The organism is Paenibacillus sp. JQZ6Y-1, from assembly GCF_040719145.1.
GTDB classification, from domain to species: domain Bacteria; phylum Bacillota; class Bacilli; order Paenibacillales; family Paenibacillaceae; genus Saccharibacillus; species Saccharibacillus kandeliae.
The window spans coordinates 481,475-501,799 of record NZ_JBFDUZ010000002.1 but is presented as its reverse complement, the minus strand read 5'-3'; the positions used below and the strand labels follow the sequence as shown (position 1 = coordinate 501,799).

Genomic DNA, 20,325 nt, shown 5'->3' with positions numbered 1-20,325 from the left:
CATTTGGTTTCACTGAATGAAACCTGGTTACATAAATTATATCGAAGCTATCTATAAAGGTAAAGGAAAATAGGACGATATAATACTGTAATCTTCAAACGGTATACTGGAGTCGTAAAAAGGTCTTTGTTACAATGAATACTTATGAAAATGAACAATGATGAAATGGAACGATATTTTTCAGGAGGGCCCATATGTCTACAACTCTCGAGCCGAATAACGGGACCCCATCATCCGAGCATGAAGACACACCGATTGTGCTAACGCGGCAATTACGCTTCAAGCACATCATTATCGCCTTTTTGCTGTCTATCGTATTTTTCTTTTTATTCTGCTTTGTCGCGCTGCATGCGTACATCGCTTGGGTACTGTCCAATCCGACGGTAGCCAGCGTCTATTCCAACCCGATGCAGGCGAAAAACATGGCGTACGAAGACATTACATTCCCTGCCCGCGATGGCAGCCGGATGATGCAGGGCTGGTATATCCCGGCTGAAACCAAATCTAGCAAAACGATTATTTTTAGTCATGGCTATGGTGCGAACCGTGAGGAAACATGGATTCCGATGTATGACCTCGCCCATTACGCCCATCGACTGAATTTCAATGTGATTATGTTCGACTACGGCTTCGCAGCCAAAACGAACAAGGAAGTCGCCACGGGCGGCAAAAAGGAAGCACAGCAACTGCTAGGCGCTATTGATCTGGCCAAGCAGCGCGGTGCGCAGGAGCTGGTTGTCTGGGGCTTTTCCATGGGAGCCGGAACCGCGTTACAGGCAGGTCTGTTGACTGACCAAGTGGATGCGATGATTCTAGATAGCACCTTCCTGCTAGAGCCGGATACCCTGTACTACAATATCCGCCAGCAGCTGGATCTGCCGCAGCATCCATCGATTGAGATTCTGGAATTCCTGTTGCCGATCGTTAACGGCACAAGTCTGAATCAGATTCCGTATCAACAGGTAAAAAGTAAAGATTATCCGTTCCCGATCTTCTTTATCCACGGGACGCAGGATAGCAAGGCACCGTACCAGATTGCTCAATTGCTCGCCTCGCACCAGACGAACCCGAATTCTGAAGTATGGATTATTCCGGGGGCGCACCATGAGTTGGAATTCCGCGAGCATCCGCGCGAGTATTTGCGCAATGTGTCCAACTTCCTCAGTAATCTGAATCTGGCGGGCGAGGATGAAGTGAACAACGAGCCTATGCTGAATGATGCTACAGGTGGTAATGAAACGAATCCGACTACCGACTCTGTACCGATTCCGGCATCGGAAGCGGAGAAGCAGTCCCAATCGGAGCAATCTACGGATACTAAGGAAAACAGCAGTAATCCGACAGAATAGTTTCAAAGGCTATCTATGCTACGATCATCAATCTTGGTTTCTAATCCATCGCATTCTTTTTTCAATCAATCACATTCTAAATAATAAAAAGCGCTCATTCCTCCCATGGGAAGAATGAGCGCTTTTTCTACTGAATTAGGTATATTGGATGCAGCAAATCCAATTCATACTCTGCCTAGCTTTTTATTTTACATACTGATCCATCCAACTTAGCAGAAATTGCTGCTGTGCTAGCGTGCCTACCGTGATCGTAGACAATCCATCTCCTGCCTGATGATCTAGAAATGGCAGCTCAATATATCGTGTAACGATGCCCTTCTCGGCAATCTGTGTCGCGAATTCCTGCACTGGTCTCGGCAGCACCAGATGATCTCGTCCGCCCTGAATAATCAGCGTGGGCGGTGCCTGCTTGCTCACATGGGTCATCGGAGCAGTAAATTCATATCGTTCTGGGTATTGCGCTGGCGTACCGCCTATATAGCTTTGCCCTACGGTATACCCAATCGCTGACTGCTGCTGTGCAACAACCATATTGACGACTGGATACAGCGCCGTCACTGCCTTAATATGGGGTAACTCACTGCTACTACCGCAGGTCGGCTGAAGAGTACTGTTATTGGACATATATGCTGCATTGATTGCCAGATTCCCGCCTGCCGAGTCACCGAATATGCCGACCCGCGAAAGATCCAGCGGGTAATTGTCGGCGCCCTTGGTGTTTAGCCAAGTCAGCGCACAGCCGACATCGCCCACTTCGGTCTGCCATGTATGCTGCTGCGGATTTGCAAGTCGATATTGTACATCTAGCACCGCATACCCATGATCTGCTAGAAACCGATTATACGGCGTTGGCGCTTTATCGCCTGATGTGAAGCCGCCGCCGTGCACACGTACCACGACAGGTATTTTACCATCTGGTGTGGCTGACGCGGAAGCCTTTGAGGGCATATATAAATCTGCCTTCAACGGCGTTCCCTCCGGCTTACCAAAGGTCAAGGTCTGATCGGGCTTGCCCCATTGCTGCATCTGCATCGTAGCTGGCGCAAAGGCATGGACACCGCCCCCCTCGCGCGCTACCGTCACCACCAGACTGATATAGGTAATCAGGCTGACGACAAACGCTGCGGCACATAACGTAACCAATACCTTTAGCCAACGCGGTTTGCGTCGGAACCACCATAGAAGCAGCAACAGCAATACGAGTGGGACGAATGTGTAGATGACACCATACACGCCCATGCCGTCACGAATAATAGAAATGGTCAAGATGACCGTTTGCGCGCTACCAAAGCGCAGCACAGGCACTAGCCACTGCGAAGGAATAATCGCTAGTAGCTGCGCCAGAATCGCCCACAACGCCAGCAATCCGGCGAACAACAAAATAATGGATTGTGTGGCAATACGAAGAATCGTTATTACAGGATGAGTGCGACGAGTTGGAATGATCATGTAGGGTCCTCCTGATAGATAGATAAATAAAGGATATAAGGAATGTATGCTTTGAAACATCCCTTTATGAAGCGTCTAAGCTTTACCCTACACTTCTTTTATATTTATAAAAGTTCTTCCTATAGATGCAGAAAAGTCTGATCTCCGACCTTGCAGCCGGCATCAGACTTTGAACAAGCATATATGGTAATGGATGCAGCAACACTGTCGTTGCAGCTATAGTTTGTAATAGGAAGAGTTAGGGACGGTTATCATTCATATGGTCGATCGTCTTCGGCATTGCGATCGTTTCAGGACGTATGCTTCAGCGTCATAGCAGCGTGCACAGGAGCATCCGCGCAGTGCTCGCAATGACCATTCAATACATATTTTACATGTTCCAGTACGTTTTGAATTTCGTGCCCACATTTGTTACATGCGACATATTTCTTGCTGTTATATGTGTTATTCAATGTTCTCACCTTTGTGTACAGAAGTTTTTACAAAAGGGCTAGCGACGATTGCATCAGTCAGCTTCTCATGCCCATTCTAGTATTAACCTATGCAGCGGTAATCTAATCACGGAATAACGTATTTTAACGCAATACGCGCTGGATTATATATTCTAGCAAGCCAGCAGGTAACAAGCGGCGCGCCCATACCAACAGACCGCTACCACGTCCAATGGGATAACGTAAACGCGGTCTTCGTTTGCGTACAATGCGAGCGATCACATCGGCAACCTGCTGCGGATGTGGCGCGTGCTCAGCAGAATGACGAGAGTAGTCCAGTATCTTGTCAAGCTGACGTTCATATGGAGAAGGTTCACCTGTTGCTCCGGTATGAATATCGTCCAATCCTTTGCTCCAAATCGCAGTTTGGTACGCGCCCGGCTCGACGAGCACCACATGAACGCCGAACGCTGCCATCTCATGACGCAGACTTTCGCTAAAGCCCTCGATGGCAAATTTGGATGTCGCATACGGCGCATACCCCGGAAAAGCAGCAATGCCACTGATACTGCTAATATTGATGATCTGTCCACTACGCTGCTTCCGCATGATCGGCAGCACCTCACGAGTCACCGCAATCAGTCCAAACACATTCGTCTCTAATTGCGCGCGCCATACGTCCATCGGCACATGCTCGATAAAGCCACCTACCGCATAGCCCGCATTGTTAATCAGCACATCCAGCCGTCCGTACTGCTTCATAACGATAGACAGCACTTCGCCGATAGATTCAGGCTCTGTCACATCCAGACGCAAACAGTGAATATTCCCCTGTACACCTGCCTCTTCTGCCTGTCGATCCAGTTCATCCCTGCGAGATACATCACGCATCGTAGCAATCACCTGCCAGCCCTGACGCGCCAGCGTAATTGCCGTCAGCAGCCCGAAGCCGCTGGAACTGCCAGTAATCAGCACGATTTGTTTGCCGTCGATTGATGGAGCATGATGAACCCCTTGCTGTTGAAACGAAGTCGACATGGTAGCTCTCCCTTCCCCTTGATGCAATCGCTGCTCAAAATTTCATTTTATGAATGATCGGCACACCGATTCGATATAGCAGCTGTTCTAGCAACCACCAGTAGCAGCGTACCGACAGTCCTCGTCCAGCAGTATAAACGGCAGACACTTCCAGCGCTCCGTATGCTCCGCGATTGCGCTTGAATTGACCAACACCGGAGCTTTCATGCAGTAGATCACCACGCTCTGTTGCCAATTCAATCAGCAATACGGACAACATCCGGTACAGCCCTGTTTCCGCTGGCAAGGATGTATCGTATCCGAACAATGGCGTGGTCATCACACCATCGCGGGCAAAAAAGCCCAAAATCGCATCCAGCCGCCCTTCGGCTTCGGTTCGCAATCCATATAGCTGTAAGGTTCCCTGTTCCAGCGCAAGTCGCAAAAAGGCAGCCGTAAATTGCGGATTATGTATCGAATATTTTTTAATGTATAACATATTGTACAGCTCTAGCATACGCGGAATATCGTCCTCTATCCATTCATGCGGACGCACCACCGTATACTGGAAGGTGTCCATCAGCTTGCGGTCGCGTTTGATGATCCAGCGCGCCTTGGAAGGGATATGAGTATGATCCAACAGATAAATTTGACGGCTTGGTATGAAACGATTGCCCCTCGTACGTAGCGTATGCCAGAGTGTTGGCGTGGTCACTTCATTAAGGGAGCGCCAGATGATCACATGACGTGGATACTGTGCGTTGACTTCCGCCTGTACCTTTTCAATTTGCGCCTCGGTGAGTGTCGGATATAGATTGGTGGATAGCAGCCAATTATTGATCTGTACCACTCGGTTAACATGCGCTGCCCGCATGCCTGCGCCAATGCCGCGTAGCAGCAGCGATAGCCCCTTTTCCAGCCATGGCATCTTTAGCATACTCAGCTCCTGCTGCGCATAGCTGACATAATGCGTATATGGAGAGCAGACGTAGGAATTATCATATTGTGCATCATTCACGGTAATCGGTAGTGGAATGCCATCCACCGTCAGAATACGCAGCTGCGTCTGCACATTGGCAAATAGCGAGGCTGTGCCGTGTTCCAATAGCGGTAGTAGATAGCTGCGCGCATATTGCCCGTATTCGGTATCCTGCCACACGATCTCATGTCGATTCAGCTGGTCATACCAGCGAATCTCCACATCAACCTCATCGGAACTTGTACAACCTACATCGGGATAATCATGCCTACGTATCATCGAAGGATTCATAGCTTCCAGCCTCTTTCCACCCTGCGTAATTTAACCAGTCCGGGTACAAAATCATACTCGCTGAATACAAGCTGTGGCATATGTCCGTTTAGTCCTGTACACAGCTGCTCGATGCGTTGCCGTATCTGTTGCTCCACCTCAGCATCCATCCCCTGTGGCAACCGATACGAAATATCCAATCGGTCGGCATCATGCTGTACGACCCGATAATGCTGAATATCTGGCGATGCCGCGATAATCGCCCTGGTGACCAGATCGGGAAATAGTGGAACATATTGCGCATTCGCATGCTGCCCATCTAACTGCTGCTCATGTACACGACGAAGATACAAAATATCGTCATAGCGCCCTTCAATCCGCTCAATCGCCGTATATACTGATCCGCATGCACAAGGCTCCGCCGCTTCCGTCAAAATATCGTTCAGCCGATAGCGCACAATCGGCTGTGCTCTACGCGAAAAGTCCGTAATGATCGGCATAAACCGCCGCCGCTCCTCGTCGATATATTCCTTTTCGATATGTACCACATCTTCATTCAGATGAATGGTGCCATGCTCACAGCTGGTGCCAAGGAAGCCTTCGGTGCATTGATACACCTGATGCACCGTTTGCCCAAAGACCTGCTGAATATACTGACGATCCAGCGGATCAAGCACCTCGGCAACCGAAATCAGCTTGGACGGTGCAACGGTCAGCTTGCCATTCGCTGCTGCTTCTGCCAGCATTCGCAGCAGCGAAGGCGGCGCAACCCAGATGTCCGCCCCATACTGCTGCATATCAGTGATATGCCGATCCATTGGTAGCGTCAGATCAAAGTAACGGAACTGCAAGCTTCCTCGCTGCACCGATTCATACAGATTGCTATTCGCCCGCAGGAAAAAGGCAATCCGATGTCGCTCCCGCAAGCTACCGGGCAGCAGCCGCGCCAGCACATTGCCCGTCCACGCGTCCTGCTCCTGCGGACTAACGAGAAAGATCCCCCGATTGCCCGATGTACCCGACGACAAACCAATCGTCACCCCATGTAGCACCGGTGCAAAGTCGCGCGTCTGCTCCGCCTGCTGCGCCGTATCCAGCGCTTGCTGGCGCGTGATCCCAACCGTATTCAGCACATCAAAATGCTCCATCATGATGCTTTTATCGATCAACGGGAATTCGCACCACTCCGTATCATCCATCCCGTTCCAGAGCCGTTGGTAAAACGAAGAATGGGCGCGTACCCAGCGAATATGGCGCAGTACCTGCCGCTGCTGCCATCGTTCCAGCGCCTGACGGTTGGTCCAGCGCTTGCGTCGTTGTCTCGTTTGCCAGTAATGATATACAATGCGCAGCACGCTCATTTCAGCCATCTCCCTCCCCACATCGCTAGCGCTTCCCTGCAATGGGTCGGTACGATGCGCAGTTGCGGATATTTCAGATGCCAGCGGCGCAGACGATCCATATTGCTGCGAAATTGCTGACGATTGGACATGATCAAGCCAGCTAACGGATGCGGACGACGATTCTCAGCAAAGGCACGGCTGCTCCACACCGTATCGGCACAGAGCAAATACGGTTCCCCACCCGCATGGAGCAGTAGACCAATCATCCCCTCTGCATGACCGGACAGCTCCAAGGCACGAATACTGCCATCGCCAAACACATCATAATACGGCACGCCCAGATCGGGCAGTACAGAAGCCGCCACACCAAACGGAGTAGCCAACGTAGATAATATCGTAGTCGCTAAGCCGCCAGCTGCATATCCGTCATTCCCACTCTGCTCCGATTGGGTTCGTTCATCCAATTGCCGCTCATGATCGTATTGCAGGTCGCTGCGGGTAAACGGCAAGGATCGCTGTTCAAAATCATCCGGCAGCAATCCTGCCAAAAATCCCGCTCGGACTGCATTCCACGTATTTAGCCGCTTCACCGCCGCATATGATTCCTGCAAATATATAAACTGTGCATTCGGAAAATCTCGCGCCGCCGCAATATGATCCCCATGAAAATGGGACAATATCACATATCGAATCTCCTCTGCCCGCACGCCTGCTTCCTGCTCCAACTGTACGCCACTATGATCCTGCTCGGTATACACCACTGGGGTCAAATAACGGTACAACGCCTGCGGTAATCTGCGCGTTTCCTCAAAAAAGCGCATGCTGTACCCCGTATCAAACAAGATCATCCCATGCTGTGGATGCTGAATACAGGCAAAGCCCGCGGGGAATGCTGTCGGACGCCATGTTCCACCACGAATCGTCAATATCTCTGGATGTGTGCAATATCCCGCAGCGCCAAGCCACAGGGATACATTGCTATGCTTCATGGGGACTGCACCTCGCTTTCGATTTGGATCATCGCTCCGTCTTGTCGCATTCGTCTTCTACCTACTATTTTGCAATACATCACCGCTTGATGTAGCGATGTGTATACGTGTCTTCCTTATTGTTGCCCACTGCTTTTCCACCAATCGGCATATCGCTGCAAGCCCTCGTCCACACTGACAATCGGCGTATAACCCAGCTCTTGCTGTGCTCGACTAATATCCAGCGTATGCGGCACCGCAATGGAGCCGACCGTGTAGCGGGTAAGCGCTGGTTCACCAGATAGCGGCAAGATCCGATAGATCGTCTCTAGCACTGCCGCTACGCTGTAGGCAACGTTGTACGGAACCACATTACTCCGCAGCGGAATATCCAGCAAGTTGAATAATCGCCGCACCAATTGCTCAAACGGCATCGCTTCCCCATTCGAAATATTGTACACCTGTCCTAGCGTGAATGCTGGAGAATCGCAACAGAGCAGCATCACATCCAGCAGATTATCCACATAGGTCAGATCAATCTCCGCCTGCCCACCATTGAGCAGCGGCACGCCGGATTGTGCATTGGTACGCAGCAAGCGCGGCAATAATGCCTGCTCACCCGGTCCGAAGATCGCACGCGGTCGCAGCATAATCACCGGTAGCTGTTGCTCACGCCGATAGCGCTTCAACAACTGCTCCGCTTCCAGCTTGGTCGCTGCATAATGATTGGCAGGCTGCTCTGGCAACGGATCGGCTTCCGAGATCATTCGGCGCTCACGATAGTCAAAATACACACTTGGCGTCGAGACATGCACCAATCGCTTTACCCCAGCAGATAGGCAGCCGTCCGCCACATGCGCCGTGCCTTCGACATTGCTGCCGTAAAAATCACGATACTTGCCCCACGGCGTCGAGAGCGCTCCACAATGAAATACATAATCCTGTCCAGCACATGCATTCATGATCCGCTCACGATCGCGCAGATCAGCAGCGACAAAAGTAATCCCTGCCGCCGCCAACTGCTGACCAATCTGCTCATTACGCCCAGTTGCCGTGACCTCCCAGCCCATACGTGCCAGACGATATGCCAGATGACTGCCGAGAAATCCAGTTGCGCCCGTTACAAGTGCTTTGGTCATATACTGCTCCTTTCCGGCGGCTGACCGTTCCATTCAATATCATGCGTCAGCGCTTCCGTTATCGTAATCTGTTCTCGCCTGCTGATACGAAGCGCCGCCCAGACCAGTGCAAATTGTCCGAAAAAGGGCTTATGGTCCTGCCAGCGAAATACCGCATCCTGTGATCCCTTCATCGCCTTGAGCCAATGCTTCCACTGCGCGCTGCTCCAGCTTCGTCCCCAGCCGCTTGTCAGCATAGGTAAAGTCAGCATCACCCGTCTGCCGGGCTGCGGTGTGATCATTTGCCCTTTTTTCACGAGGAGGTGCGGCGCAGTAATCGCCTGATCCAATCCATCCTCTGCGCGAAACAGATGAATCCCGCTCGTCGCCCGCGGATTGCATTCGATCGGATAGAGCTTGCCTGTCTCCCGCTCCTGAATCAGATCAAAGCTCAGTTGTCCGCTAAATGTGCTAGGTGATAGCGGCTTTTTTGATGATTGGCTGGTGGGTGATGCTGTATTATTCATGTGTGAATCATCAGATGACGGAGCAGCCGTATTGGTTTCAAAGCTCCACTGCTGCACCAAGCGCTGTACCCATGCCAGTGTATCGGGGCAATCCAGCGCTTCAAAATGCACGCTTGCTCCTGATTCACTGCTGCGATAACGACTCTGATAGGTGGCATGAGCCACAACCATTCCTTCATATACGATACTGTATGTACATAACTGTTCTCCCGGCACATAAGCCTGTGCGATCCACGGTTGCTGTTCCGAAATATCATCTGGCGCTGGAATAAATGGAGCTGTGGACCGTTTAGCTTGATCATCAACTATGGCAGAATGATCGGACACGGCTACATTATGTGCAGGCATGATGACCTTAGAAGCAAAACGCGAATAGGCAGGCTTGAATACAAGCGAGCGAGAGGGATGAACGTTAGGTGCATCATACATCGCATCCAAGTCTTGCATAGAATCGGATAGCGGCAATCGACTGCTCCAATGCCCCTGCTGTACCACTTCCCACTGCTCTGCGCTACTGATTACCATCGTATCCGGTACATCCACTCCCGCCGCATGAACAAGCCGAATAAAATCGCCCTTGTGATGCAGCGAACGCATCTGATCTGCCATGGGAACCAGCACCTCGCACACCTGTCGCAGTTGTTCACGACCATGCGCTACATAGAAAATCTCCTCGCACGTCGGTATCAGCAAATCAATCTGCTGCTGCTTCACAATCCGCACCAATTCATCAATATACGCTTGTGGCTGTTGACGTGGTGGCGGTACCACAAAGCTGCGCCGTACTGCTTTTGACCAAGCGCACAGCTGCTGTGGTAGACTTTCAGCAACATCGACAATATGCCCCGCCTGATGCAGCAAACGTGCCAGTTCTAGCGTCGCCGGAGCACGCCCGCCAGTCAGCAAAATGGTTCGTTGTAGCTCAGCGGAATCCCTATCAGTAATCAAGCACCATGCCTCCCAGTGATAGACCGGCAGCTGTACCGATCAACAGAATGCGGTCGCCGCGGCGGATTCGTTGTTGCACAATCGCCTCATGCAGCCCCATCGGAATCGACGCCGCAATCGTATTGCCGTGGTTAGGCGTAATGTTCATGAATTGTTCCTCGCCGATCCCCAGCTTTTTCCGCATCAAACGCATCGCCATCGCACTTCCCTGATGCGGAATCACCAGCTTGAAATCTTCCATCTTCGTTTGCGCACCAGTCAGCAATTCGTCCACAAAGTCTGGCAGCAGCTTGGATGCCATTTTGAAAATACCATGCCCGTCCATCTGGAACAGATACGCATTATCCATATTCCGTGTATCGCCCGGTGGAAAGCGTGTACCGCCGCCCGGAATTTCGGAATAGCGTGCTCCACGACTATACGTATGCAGCGACGTATGCACAATGCCAGACGACTCATCTGCCGCAGATGGACCGATGACAACCGCTGCCGCTCCATCGCCAAACAATACCGCACTTTCCTTGTGACTCCAATCCAAGCCCGCTGATGCTACCTCGGTAGCAACTAGCAGCACATGACGATACCGTCCAGCAGCGACCATATACGATAGCGTGTCTAGTCCGAATACAAAGCTTAGACATGTGCCGTCTATATCAAATGCCGGTACACCAGAATCCTGCTGTCCCAGCGCCTGCTGGATAAACGACGCTGTGCTTGGCAACGGCTGCTCCTTCGTACCGCTTGTACAAACAAGACAATCAATATCGCCAAATTCTAGACCTGCCGCTTGCAGTGCAGCCTTTGCCGCTTCGGCTCCCATGTACGAAGCCGTCTCGCCTTCTCTCACATAATAACGTGTTCCAACCCCGCCCGCTTTGGCTGCCCAGCCTGCTTTGACACCAAGACGAAGGTCTACCTGTTCGTCCGTCACTGCCTTGCTAGGCATGTATTTGCCTGTACCCAAGATCTTTACTTTTCGATGCTGCATACTGATCCCTCTAATCGTTTAAAATACTTGTCTATTGGTATATGTGCTCTCTCTGTCCATGTGGTCTACATCTATCTATATGCCTTCGTTGTCCTACTACTTCTAGCTAATCGTCATAACGAGTGCGCAGTTCCTGCATCGTTTTCTGTACCTCCTGCTCATCCAATACGCTGTGCGTGGATTGCAGTTTCGCCAGTTGACCATGATTCAACAGCTTTTGTAATTGTTCCATATAACTCTCTACCGACGGCACGCCTGCCAATTCATCCAGGCCACCCATCGTACCGGAGCGAACGATGGGATAATTTTTATCGGCATCCTCCGGTCCGGCTGCCAGATCGTAAAAGCGGCGAATCTGTGCTGCCAGCTCATCGCCATGCCCGTTCACAATGACGAAGGCGGTAATCATATACGCTTTGGCTTGCCGACGTTGAGCAATCCCGCAAAACTTACGTCCATGAATGCCAATATCATAATCCCCCGGGCAAAAAGCGCCTTCTACCTCACCCGTCTGCACGTCCGTAGTCCACGGATGTACCGCTCGGCTAATCCATTCTGCCATAAAACGAAAATCGTCATGAATATTGATCCGACTACGCGGATTTGGCAGCATAATCGACAGATTGAGAATACCACGATGCAGTGGAACTGCTGCTCCACCAGATGCTCGTACTGCTACCGATGTCCCTTCTTGCCGAAATAGCTCCATCGCCTGCACTGCTCCGCTCAAGCGGCGATCACGTAGACCGATAGTCATCGCATCACTATGCGTCCACATATGAATAACGGGGGGATGCCCAAGCCCAACTTTACGGCACATCAGTTCTTCCCAAGCCATCGGCTCTAATATGGACACATCGCTGCCCAGCAGCGGCGTTTTGTACCAGATCGCCTGCTCCAGCCCTTCCGGCACCGTTGATAATCTATAGCGTTCATCTCCATGCTGCTTATATTGCTGTTCATCCATTGCGTTGTTTCCTCCTGCCTTTGGCGGCATGATGTCTGCTGTTCGATATACTTTTCCGCTTTGTTGATCTGTTCATTATACCAGTTTTTACAGGGATGTTTTTACAATAGGACGCAGATTCTGTAACCTCTTTTGTGCTAGGATACGTTGAACATTCAGATAAGCGATTTCCGTAAACGCCCAGCGAAACAGCAAAAAGACCGCCTTGTCCACATATCGTGTGAACGCCGTGGTCCTATGCTACGCTTGAGCCGATGCGTAATATGGTAAATGTCTATGGAATCAAGGAATCCGCTGAACCGCTTTGCCAATATTGCCGTCCGTTTGCAACAGTAATTGCGTCGCCGCCTCGGCATCTATATCCAGCAAAATCATCACAATCGCTGTCTTCATATGCCCACCCGCTTCTAGATATACACGCTCTACCGTTTGCTGATCGGCGTCTGTTGCCAGCATGATTAGTCGCTTCGCCCGATGGACCAGCTTTTCATTGGTTGGCTGCATATCGATCATCAGATTCCGGTACACTTTGCCGCTGCGAATCATGCTGGCGGTCGTCAGCATATTCAAAATCATCTTTTGCGAGGTGCCTGCCTTCATCCGGGTGGAGCCAAGCACTACTTCAGGACCTGTAACAGCTTCGATCATCACATCGGCATAGGAACCCATCTCGCTTCCCGGATTATTGCTGATGCCGATTACTGCCGCGCCTTGCTCCCGCGCTTCTATCATCGCTCCGATCACATACGGTGTACGTCCGCTAGCAGCAATGCCAACCAGTGTATCGTTGGCGCTAATCTTTGCCGCGATCAGATCACTGCGACCGAGAGACATACGATCCTCCGCGCCTTCCACTGCCGATTGAATGGCTTGCTGTCCACCAGCGATCAAACCAACTACTTGCTGCGGATTCGTGCCGTAGGTCGGTGGACATTCGGCAGCATCCAGTATGCCCAATCGACCGCTGGAGCCTGCACCTATGTACAGTAAGCGTCCACCTTTGGCAAACCGTTCCACGATCAGATCGACGGCAGCGGCAATATGTGGAATGCACGCTTCCACTGCAGCCGGTACCAGCTGATCCTCCCGATTGATCATACGTAAAATACCTTCAGTCGATTGTTCATCAATATGGATGGTACGCGGATTTTGCTGCTCGGTCACCAGTTGTCCGATAGGCGGTTTCATAGTATTCAGCTCCTTTGGGTTTGACAATCGTGTCATTCTTGTGCGGTACATATAGGGCATATGCAAACGATAATGGCAGTTGGATCATCCTTACATGTATGTTGTGGCGGATACGCGCACAATACCTTTGAATCAATTCATCATCATTTCGGATGGATCTACAATTGTTTGACGTCCCTATTTGATACACGCTTACAAAAATAGCGCTGGCGTTACTAGCATCGCAGCGCCATAGCATGGAGATTGCTGTAGCGGAATCACTTGTACATGCGGATCGCTCATATGAAGACGGTTCACACAGGCAGTACGATACCATTCGGAATGCGTAAACATCGAGCCACTCACAGTTACCGTCATCTGCTGCAATGACTCCTGTCGATTGCGCAAAGCGATAATGGAGAGCGCCATATCTTGAGCCGCATCCGTTACGATCTGCTGTGCTAGCATATCCCCTTCCGCTGCGACGCGAAGACAATCACCTGCTACTGCTGCAATATGTTGCTTGCCAATATCGGCGGTATATAGCTTATCGCGAAGCTGCGGCGGATCGGTCACTCCATAATGGGTTAGCACATCTTCTGTCAGCTTCGTAGGTGGCAACACACCGTCATAGCTCAGCATGACCGTTTGCAAGCTGCGCAGCCCAATCGCATAGCCACTGCCCTGATCCCCAAGAATATGCCCCCATCCACCGCTACGTACTCGTTCCCCCGATGGCAAAATACCGAGTACAATCGAGCCGGTTCCAGCAATTGCGATAATCCCATGCCGCGTACGGTTGGATGCTAACAAAGCAATCTCCGCATCATTGATCACCTGAATCGGAAATACCGTATGATTCTGATGCAGCTGGGCAATCTGCTCATCCTGCTCACACCAGCGTGAACGAATCGCTGTGGCGGCGGCTTCGCATTCTTCCTCTGTATATACCCCAGCAATACCAGCACCGATGCCGATACAGTTCCGCTGCTCCAATCCATACGTGGTTAATAAACGAACAATCGTGTCCATAACCGCATCCACTTCATGCCCATGCAGCACTGACTTCGGATTCCCTGCTGCCCCCTGCATACTACCAATCCATACACCATCCAACTGCCAAGCCATCACCTCTGTCCTCGTCCCGCCACTATCCAAACCCAGTACAAACTGCATCGACTCACCCTTCCGCTACATAGGTGTTATCTTTTCCGACATACATATCGATTTGGAGTGTACACTATCTTCCACATCTGAATAATTGCTTATATTTTAGTTCACCGATTTCTATTTGTAAAATAAAATTTTATGTTTATTTATCAATCACAGTATGATATATGTTAATAAAATTCACTTTATTATATCATTCAAAGTTTTACTTAGACTCGTCTATCAAGTACCTATACTATTATTGGCATCTATATAGGATCGTCCTCAATGAGATGTACTACACTCTTTATATTTTCATTTAAAATTTTATTTCATACTCCTTTTCATCTTCCTATTCCATATTACCTCTACCATCTAGACAATTCATTACCTTATGTTTGTCGAAAACCTGCCGAAATCACATTAGAATCCATTGATAACAATCGAAATATTTCGCTTTTTCTGCATAAAATTCGTAATGTGTATATCCATTCGTCCCTTTGATGACGTATCATACGTTTAATAACGAAAAATATAATGCTAGAGCGTAACCATCTATTACATCCAGTCCAGTGATTCCATTCTGGTTCTCCTAACGCGATTTCACTCTCATCAGAAAGGAGCTTTCCGGTGTCTCCATACTCATACGATGCACACAGCGAATATATCAATTACGGCGAGCTACCAGATTCGCTAATCCAAGCGGCTGAATTGGATCGGATCTGGGAGCCGCTGCGACACGGCATGCAGGACACGTTCATTCCCGGTGCATCCGTTGCGATTAGCTATCGTGGACAGGTTCTGCGCTATGCTGGTGGCTGGGCAATCGATACACCAGATCAGCGTATTCGTACAGATATACATACCTTATACGACTGTGCTTCTCTGACCAAAGTGATCGTTACACTGCCGTTAATTTTGCATCTATGGCGCAATGGGCAATTGGACGTAGATGATCCCATCGCTCGTTATCTCCCCCAAATGAATCATTCGCCGCACAATATCATCACCATTCGTCAGCTGCTATCGCACACATCCGGTTTGCCAGCGATGGCAGACTTTGCGCAACGTCCTTGGACTATGGATGAAGCGATTGTACAAATTGCGCAGATGCAGCTACAGTATGAGCCCGGCACAGGACGTATCTATAGCGATCCGGGCTTTATGCTGCTGGGGCAGCTGTTTACGGTCATAACTGGGCTATCGCTACAGGAAGGAGCTGCCCAGTATATTTTCCAGCCCCTCCATATGCAGGATAGCTGCTTCCGTCCGGCATCAGAATGGGTGCCACGCATCGCTGCAACCGAATATGACGCTGTAACGGCTAGTTATTTACAAGGCATCGTTCATGATGAGAATGCACGGCAATTGGGTAGAATTGTTGGGCATGCCGGCTTATTTGCCACTGCCGATGATGTATTGAAATATGGTCTTGCTTGGTTAAACCCATCCGGCGATACGGATTGTCACCATATTCACCAAGCGGCTATCCAGCGTCAAACGCCTCCTATACCCCACATACACCGTGGCTTGGGCTGGGTGCTGGATGGGGACGAAATGGATGTGTCTGGCGGAGCCTTTTCATCTGCTGCTTATGGGCACACTGGCTTCACTGGCACCAGCCTGTATATAGATCCAGCACGCGAGCTAGCCGTTGTGCTGCTGACCAATCGGGTGCATTACGGTCGCCAGCGTCCCATCCAGCAGCTGCGCCGCGATTTCCATATTGCTCTGGCACAACAACTGGATACATGGTCTAACCTGCTATAGATCAGCCTAGCAGTAAGCCCCCTCATGAAGGCGCTTCACCCATACTCTCCGACAAAGGAGCAATGATTATGAATGGCGGATTAGTCCGATTACGGGAAATTATTCATACGATCACCCCATCCGAGCGCAAGGTAGCCAGCTTTATTTTGGAGCAACCAAAACGGTTAGTCGGCATGTCGGTGGCACAGCTCGCCGAACAGAGTGGTGGCAGTCAGGCAGCAGTCATCCGACTGTGCAAATCCGCTGGGTTCAAGGGCTATCAGGAGCTGATGCTCAAGGTTGCTGGCGATTTGCAGGAGCAGAGCCAGCCGCAGAGCGGCTATCAGGAGATTAACCCGGATGATTCAATTGAGCGCATCATTGAGAACGTATCCGCCAACAATATTCAGTCCATTCGCGATACTATCAAAATCCTCAATCCTGCCAGCATTGAGCAGGCTGTACAGGCATTGCTGCAAGCGAAGCGTATTTTCTTCTTTGGCATTGGTGCTTCCAACCTGATCGCGACCGATGCCCAGCATAAGTTTCTGCGGATTAACAAAACCTGCTTCGCCTTCGCGGATGCCGACCTACAGCTGATCTCCTCCGTGATGCTAACCCCAGATGATACCGTTGTGGGCATCTCGTATTCTGGTAAAACTCCAGTGACCGTAGAGTGTATGAAGATCGCCCGCGAAGCTGGTGCGCGTACTATCTCCATCACGCGCTATGGCAATACTCCTGTCGGCAGTCTAGCAGACATCCCGCTGCATATCTCTTCTACCGAAAATGAAATCCGTAGCGGCGCGACTTCCTCCCGCATCACACAGCTAAATGTGATCGATATTCTGTATCTCGCTGTCGCCAGTCGCGACTATGAGCAATCCGTTACCTATTTAGAGAAAAGCCGCAACGTGGTGCGTAAGAGCAAGCGCTGAATGAGTTTAGGTTAATCTTAAACCAAGAGGGCAATTCTGCATGATATCAGAATTGCCCTCTTGGTTTTCGTCGATAACAACGAAAAGCTATTTACTTATTGTTCAATGGGAACGCATCTCAATCGTACAGACCGAACCGTTGAACCAGTTCATTGATCTTCGCCCGAACGATGAGGTCTGAATTGTTGCGGTTGTTCATCACAAGGCAAACCTGTTTGATAAATTCGTTTCTTTCCTCTTCTGTCATCTCTAGTAGACGTTGATCCAGCTTTTCACGAATATCCATATATCTTACCCCTCCGTATTTGAATATTTGCCTCCATCCGTTTCACGGCTGAGAACAAAATCCACTCTATAATCCCCAGCTCTTTCCACGAATCCGAAAATGCTGCTTGCTGAACAGTCTAATACAAGGCGGTGTATGGAAGCAACCATATTGGTCATAATCACGCAATTCTATCTCATCTCACATATAAAAGGGAATCTATTCATAGCATACAATTGAGTTGGAGCTTTGCTCAACTATACGAATAAAGCCAAAGACGATATCAGTAGAAGATACCGTCTTTGGCGATTACTAATCTATTGGACAAAGCGAAGGAATAGATACGTTATCAAGAGTTCAGATTAGGAAAGATACCCTCGTAACAAATAATATAATTAATGGCTACATACGGCTGCATATTATTATGTGCTTGACCGCCGCCTGCAACTCCTATCGTCAATGGACTTAATGTCGTATTGCTTGTACCGCTATACGCTGAGATTTGACCAGATTTGGGAATAACAGCCCACATCATATCTTTGGGTGTCCCTGCATTCGATGTTGAACCTAGTGCATGGACAGTATGTGTATGACTCGGTATGTGGGAACTATCTAGAGTGACTGTATCAGAACCACCTGTACTTGCAAATGGGTAATTTGTTAATCCAGTACCTTGTCCTCTATGAACGGGCGCTTTGCCGCTCAAATTAGGCACATTAAAAACAGTACTTCCATTACCTCCAAATTCACTTCCAATAACAGCATATAGCAATTGATAGTTAGGCATCGAAAGCTCTTGACCGTTACACATTAACCAACCTGCCGGTGCATAATTGCCTGCAAATAAACGAATCTCGCCAACGTAAGCATCCATTGTTTTATCTTCCCTTCTATTATAAGAGATAAATGATTAAGGATGAGGAGGATATATCCCGATTGTCGCAATACAGAAACTGAATGTAAGATAAGGCTGCATATTGGTATGTGGAGCACCGGCTCCAGCCGTACTGATTGTACTTGCCGTCATAGCAGCATTCGAAGTCGCTCCGGCTGCATACGAATTCGCCGTTGTCGTTGCTGCAAGAAAATTATCTTTTGGCGTTTTACTAGTCGAAGTCGCATCACTGACCTGTAACATATGATTATGAGTCGGCATCTCATTTATTGTAAGCGCATGAGCTATTTCCCCACCTGATTTGCCCAACGCAATATTTGCACTTGGGTGTACCGGAACACATCCACGCAAATCAGGTACACCAAAAGTAGTTCTCCCATCTCCACCATACGTAATTGATAAAAGAGAAAATAAAGCTGTATTGCTTGCGATTGCTAACAATTGCCCATTACACTGAATCCAGCCCTGCGGAATCGTTCCAAAAGCAAACATTCGAATCTCGCCAATAAAAGGATCTGCCATCGTGCTTCATCTCCTATTCATATATTATGAAGGTGTTGGATAAATTCCTTGTAACGCGATGATAAAACCTATTGTTACATATGGCATTATATTGCTATGAGCCACACTCCCCCCCGTTGTTGTAACACTTGCAGTATTCATATTGACCACTGTAGGTGTCGCAGGAGGTGTCATATAGAAATTCACTAATGAAGTGGCAGGAAGAACCGTATTGCCCGGATTAGCCGTCGTTGCCTTCCCCGACCCATCTACTACATTTACAGCATGCGTATGTGCAGGCAATTGGATTTCCGATATCGTTGCCGTCTCAGCCCCACCAGAACTCCCAAGATTATACGTCATTGCTGACTTTGGTGAAGTACCTGCATGAATAGGCACGCGTCCACGCAAATCTGGCAATGCAAAAGTGGTTTTACCATCTCCACCATACACATTGCCTATTAATGCAAATAAAGCTTGGTTTTCATTCACACTTAATAGCTTACCATCGCAAAATGACCAACCTGCAGGAACTCTCGTTCCTCCTGCCCCTGCAAACATACGAATCTCACCAAGATACTGATCGCTCATCGTATAAACTCCCTTCCGTTCAGTTTGTGCAACTTTGAAGAACTGTAGTCCATGTGTTGTCTCACTGAATATGTGGGCCTGGATACGCGCTTGATGGTTATTCGCAGCAACGCATTCAGCTGGCCTCTCCCCCTCTCCAGGTGCTTACTTACTGTCGTTGCCACTGCATCCATACATAAGGAGATGCTAGTGATTGTTCGATAAAACCGAGCTTACGATATAAATATCTGGCAGGATTGTGCTCATCCACTTGCAGTGAAATAACCCCAGCTTTGTTCTGCAATTGTTCAAGTATAGATGTGCCATATCCTTGATTACGGAAGTGTGGCAACAGTGCAATAAAAACAAGTCGGATCTCATCCCCATGCTGATCCGTAATTATGTAGCCCGCTTGCTGATCCTGAATCATAATTAGTTCATGATGCGCTGACGGGTAATGACTGCGATAAGACATTTGCTGTGCACGAAACTGCATATGCATGAGCACTTCAAGCTGTTCTTCTGGCATATTCATTGGTATAAATTGTTCCATTTTGGTGCTTTTGAATACTTCAAACAAGAAAACCTCATTCTGTTGTGTTGCTTCCGTGAATATGAGCATATCGTTCCCCCATTTCCCGCGATAAGGTTGATTGAAGTTGTAACGTATATATCCCGTCTGTCCGGGCAGGTGAAGGCTACGATATGCAGCTTGGCATCGTAGCAGCTTCACCTGA

The 20,325-nt window shown here is 49.4% G+C and carries 19 protein-coding genes; 3 read left to right on the top strand and 16 right to left on the bottom strand.

The features are described 5' to 3' along the window. Nucleotides 1–194: 194 nt before the first annotated feature. Nucleotides 195–1,349, top strand: coding sequence for an alpha/beta hydrolase (locus tag ABXR35_RS15885; protein WP_367062581.1), 1,155 nt, complete (start codon nt 195–197; stop codon nt 1,347–1,349). Nucleotides 1,350–1,532: 183 nt separating this feature from the next. On the opposite strand, the gene ABXR35_RS15880 is transcribed toward ABXR35_RS15885, so the two are convergent. The 11 genes from ABXR35_RS15880 to ABXR35_RS15830 form a co-directional block, all read right to left on the bottom strand. Continuing rightward, complete coding sequence (locus tag ABXR35_RS15880) at nt 1,533–2,798, bottom strand: alpha/beta hydrolase fold domain-containing protein (protein WP_367062578.1); 1,266 nt, start codon at nt 2,796–2,798, stop codon at nt 1,533–1,535. Between the two features lie 575 nt (nt 2,799–3,373). Continuing rightward, nucleotides 3,374–4,267, bottom strand: coding sequence for an SDR family oxidoreductase (locus tag ABXR35_RS15875; protein WP_367062575.1), 894 nt, complete (start codon nt 4,265–4,267; stop codon nt 3,374–3,376). A 34-nt stretch (nt 4,268–4,301) separates the two neighbouring features. Further along, on the bottom strand, nt 4,302–5,516 hold the full coding sequence (locus tag ABXR35_RS15870) for a GNAT family N-acetyltransferase (protein ID WP_367062572.1): 1,215 nt from the start codon (nt 5,514–5,516) through the stop codon (nt 4,302–4,304). Continuing rightward, nucleotides 5,513–6,865, bottom strand: a complete 1,353-nt coding sequence (locus ABXR35_RS15865) for a F390 synthetase-related protein (RefSeq protein WP_367062569.1) — start codon at nt 6,863–6,865, stop codon at nt 5,513–5,515. The genes ABXR35_RS15870 and ABXR35_RS15865 overlap by 4 nt, the downstream gene beginning before the upstream one ends. Beyond that, complete coding sequence (locus tag ABXR35_RS15860) at nt 6,853–7,827, bottom strand: MBL fold metallo-hydrolase (protein ID WP_367062566.1); 975 nt, start codon at nt 7,825–7,827, stop codon at nt 6,853–6,855. Before ABXR35_RS15860 ends, ABXR35_RS15865 begins: the two co-directional genes overlap by 13 nt. A 116-nt stretch (nt 7,828–7,943) precedes the next feature. Then, nucleotides 7,944–8,945, bottom strand: coding sequence for an NAD-dependent epimerase/dehydratase family protein (locus tag ABXR35_RS15855; protein WP_367062563.1), 1,002 nt, complete (start codon nt 8,943–8,945; stop codon nt 7,944–7,946). Further along, nucleotides 8,942–10,399 carry an ATP-grasp domain-containing protein gene (locus ABXR35_RS15850; RefSeq protein WP_367062560.1) on the bottom strand — a complete coding sequence of 486 codons (1,458 nt, stop codon included), beginning with the start codon at nt 10,397–10,399 and terminating at the stop codon, nt 8,942–8,944. Before ABXR35_RS15850 ends, ABXR35_RS15855 begins: the two co-directional genes overlap by 4 nt. Further along, on the bottom strand, nt 10,389–11,387 hold the full coding sequence (locus ABXR35_RS15845) for a beta-ketoacyl-ACP synthase III (RefSeq protein ID WP_367062557.1): 999 nt from the start codon (nt 11,385–11,387) through the stop codon (nt 10,389–10,391). Before ABXR35_RS15845 ends, ABXR35_RS15850 begins: the two co-directional genes overlap by 11 nt. 106 nt (nt 11,388–11,493) lie before the next feature. After that, a complete protein-coding gene (locus ABXR35_RS15840; protein ID WP_367062554.1) occupies nt 11,494–12,354 on the bottom strand; it encodes a lipoate--protein ligase family protein in 861 nt (286 codons plus the stop codon). Nucleotides 12,355–12,636: 282 nt separating this feature from the next. Further along, on the bottom strand, nt 12,637–13,542 hold the full coding sequence (gene murQ / locus ABXR35_RS15835; RefSeq protein ID WP_367062551.1) for an N-acetylmuramic acid 6-phosphate etherase: 906 nt from the start codon (nt 13,540–13,542) through the stop codon (nt 12,637–12,639). Between the two features lie 192 nt (nt 13,543–13,734). Next, nucleotides 13,735–14,697, bottom strand: coding sequence for an N-acetylglucosamine kinase (locus ABXR35_RS15830; RefSeq protein ID WP_367062548.1), 963 nt, complete (start codon nt 14,695–14,697; stop codon nt 13,735–13,737). Nucleotides 14,698–15,300: 603 nt separating this feature from the next. Here ABXR35_RS15830 and ABXR35_RS15825 point away from each other — a divergent pair. Together ABXR35_RS15825 and ABXR35_RS15820 are read left to right on the top strand one after the other, a co-directional pair. Next, nucleotides 15,301–16,440 carry a serine hydrolase domain-containing protein gene (locus ABXR35_RS15825; RefSeq protein ID WP_367062545.1) on the top strand — a complete coding sequence of 380 codons (1,140 nt, stop codon included), beginning with the start codon at nt 15,301–15,303 and terminating at the stop codon, nt 16,438–16,440. 68 nt (nt 16,441–16,508) lie between these two features. After that, a complete protein-coding gene (locus ABXR35_RS15820) occupies nt 16,509–17,357 on the top strand; it encodes a MurR/RpiR family transcriptional regulator (protein WP_367062541.1) in 849 nt (282 codons plus the stop codon). Nucleotides 17,358–17,475: 118 nt separating this feature from the next. On the opposite strand, the gene ABXR35_RS15815 is transcribed toward ABXR35_RS15820, so the two are convergent. The 5 genes from ABXR35_RS15815 to ABXR35_RS15795 all read right to left on the bottom strand — a co-directional run bounded on the left by ABXR35_RS15815 (nt 17,476) and on the right by ABXR35_RS15795 (nt 20,210). Then, nucleotides 17,476–17,643: a hypothetical protein gene (locus ABXR35_RS15815; RefSeq protein ID WP_367062538.1), complete on the bottom strand. Its 168-nt coding sequence runs from the start codon at nt 17,641–17,643 to the stop codon at nt 17,476–17,478. Between the two features lie 328 nt (nt 17,644–17,971). Beyond that, nucleotides 17,972–18,496: a phage tail protein gene (locus ABXR35_RS15810; RefSeq protein ID WP_367062535.1), complete on the bottom strand. Its 525-nt coding sequence runs from the start codon at nt 18,494–18,496 to the stop codon at nt 17,972–17,974. 36 nt (nt 18,497–18,532) lie between these two features. After that, entirely contained in the window at nt 18,533–19,039 is a 507-nt protein-coding gene (locus ABXR35_RS15805; protein ID WP_367062532.1) for a phage tail protein, read from the bottom strand. A 24-nt stretch (nt 19,040–19,063) separates the two neighbouring features. After that, nucleotides 19,064–19,609 (bottom strand): phage tail protein, encoded by a 546-nt coding sequence (locus tag ABXR35_RS15800; protein ID WP_367062529.1) that lies wholly within the window; start codon nt 19,607–19,609, stop codon nt 19,064–19,066. A gap of 148 nt (nt 19,610–19,757) precedes the next feature. Further along, a complete protein-coding gene (locus tag ABXR35_RS15795) occupies nt 19,758–20,210 on the bottom strand; it encodes a GNAT family N-acetyltransferase (protein ID WP_367062526.1) in 453 nt (150 codons plus the stop codon). Nucleotides 20,211–20,325 lie beyond the last annotated feature (115 nt).

What these genes read in the sequence shown, in the direction of transcription:
- ABXR35_RS15855 (WP_367062563.1), bottom strand. Translation starts at nt 8,945, where the DNA reads ATGACCAAAGCACTTGTAACGGGCGCAACTGGATTTCTCGGCAGTCAT.
- ABXR35_RS15885 (WP_367062581.1), top strand. Translation starts at nt 195, where the DNA reads ATGTCTACAACTCTCGAGCCGAATAACGGGACCCCATCATCCGAGCAT.
- ABXR35_RS15880 (WP_367062578.1), bottom strand. Translation starts at nt 2,798, where the DNA reads ATGATCATTCCAACTCGTCGCACTCATCCTGTAATAACGATTCTTCGT.
- ABXR35_RS15865 (WP_367062569.1), bottom strand. Translation starts at nt 6,865, where the DNA reads ATGGCTGAAATGAGCGTGCTGCGCATTGTATATCATTACTGGCAAACG.
- ABXR35_RS15860 (WP_367062566.1), bottom strand. Translation starts at nt 7,827, where the DNA reads ATGAAGCATAGCAATGTATCCCTGTGGCTTGGCGCTGCGGGATATTGC.
- ABXR35_RS15830 (WP_367062548.1), bottom strand. Translation starts at nt 14,697, where the DNA reads ATGCAGTTTGTACTGGGTTTGGATAGTGGCGGGACGAGGACAGAGGTG.
- ABXR35_RS15800 (WP_367062529.1), bottom strand. Translation starts at nt 19,609, where the DNA reads ATGAGCGATCAGTATCTTGGTGAGATTCGTATGTTTGCAGGGGCAGGA.
- ABXR35_RS15875 (WP_367062575.1), bottom strand. Translation starts at nt 4,267, where the DNA reads ATGTCGACTTCGTTTCAACAGCAAGGGGTTCATCATGCTCCATCAATC.
- ABXR35_RS15810 (WP_367062535.1), bottom strand. Translation starts at nt 18,496, where the DNA reads ATGGATGCTTACGTTGGCGAGATTCGTTTATTTGCAGGCAATTATGCA.
- ABXR35_RS15820 (WP_367062541.1), top strand. Translation starts at nt 16,509, where the DNA reads ATGAATGGCGGATTAGTCCGATTACGGGAAATTATTCATACGATCACC.
- ABXR35_RS15795 (WP_367062526.1), bottom strand. Translation starts at nt 20,210, where the DNA reads ATGCTCATATTCACGGAAGCAACACAACAGAATGAGGTTTTCTTGTTT.
- murQ (WP_367062551.1), bottom strand. Translation starts at nt 13,542, where the DNA reads ATGAAACCGCCTATCGGACAACTGGTGACCGAGCAGCAAAATCCGCGT.
- ABXR35_RS15845 (WP_367062557.1), bottom strand. Translation starts at nt 11,387, where the DNA reads ATGCAGCATCGAAAAGTAAAGATCTTGGGTACAGGCAAATACATGCCT.
- ABXR35_RS15870 (WP_367062572.1), bottom strand. Translation starts at nt 5,516, where the DNA reads ATGAATCCTTCGATGATACGTAGGCATGATTATCCCGATGTAGGTTGT.
- ABXR35_RS15805 (WP_367062532.1), bottom strand. Translation starts at nt 19,039, where the DNA reads ATGGCAGATCCTTTTATTGGCGAGATTCGAATGTTTGCTTTTGGAACG.
- ABXR35_RS15840 (WP_367062554.1), bottom strand. Translation starts at nt 12,354, where the DNA reads ATGGATGAACAGCAATATAAGCAGCATGGAGATGAACGCTATAGATTA.
- ABXR35_RS15815 (WP_367062538.1), bottom strand. Translation starts at nt 17,643, where the DNA reads ATGGATATTCGTGAAAAGCTGGATCAACGTCTACTAGAGATGACAGAA.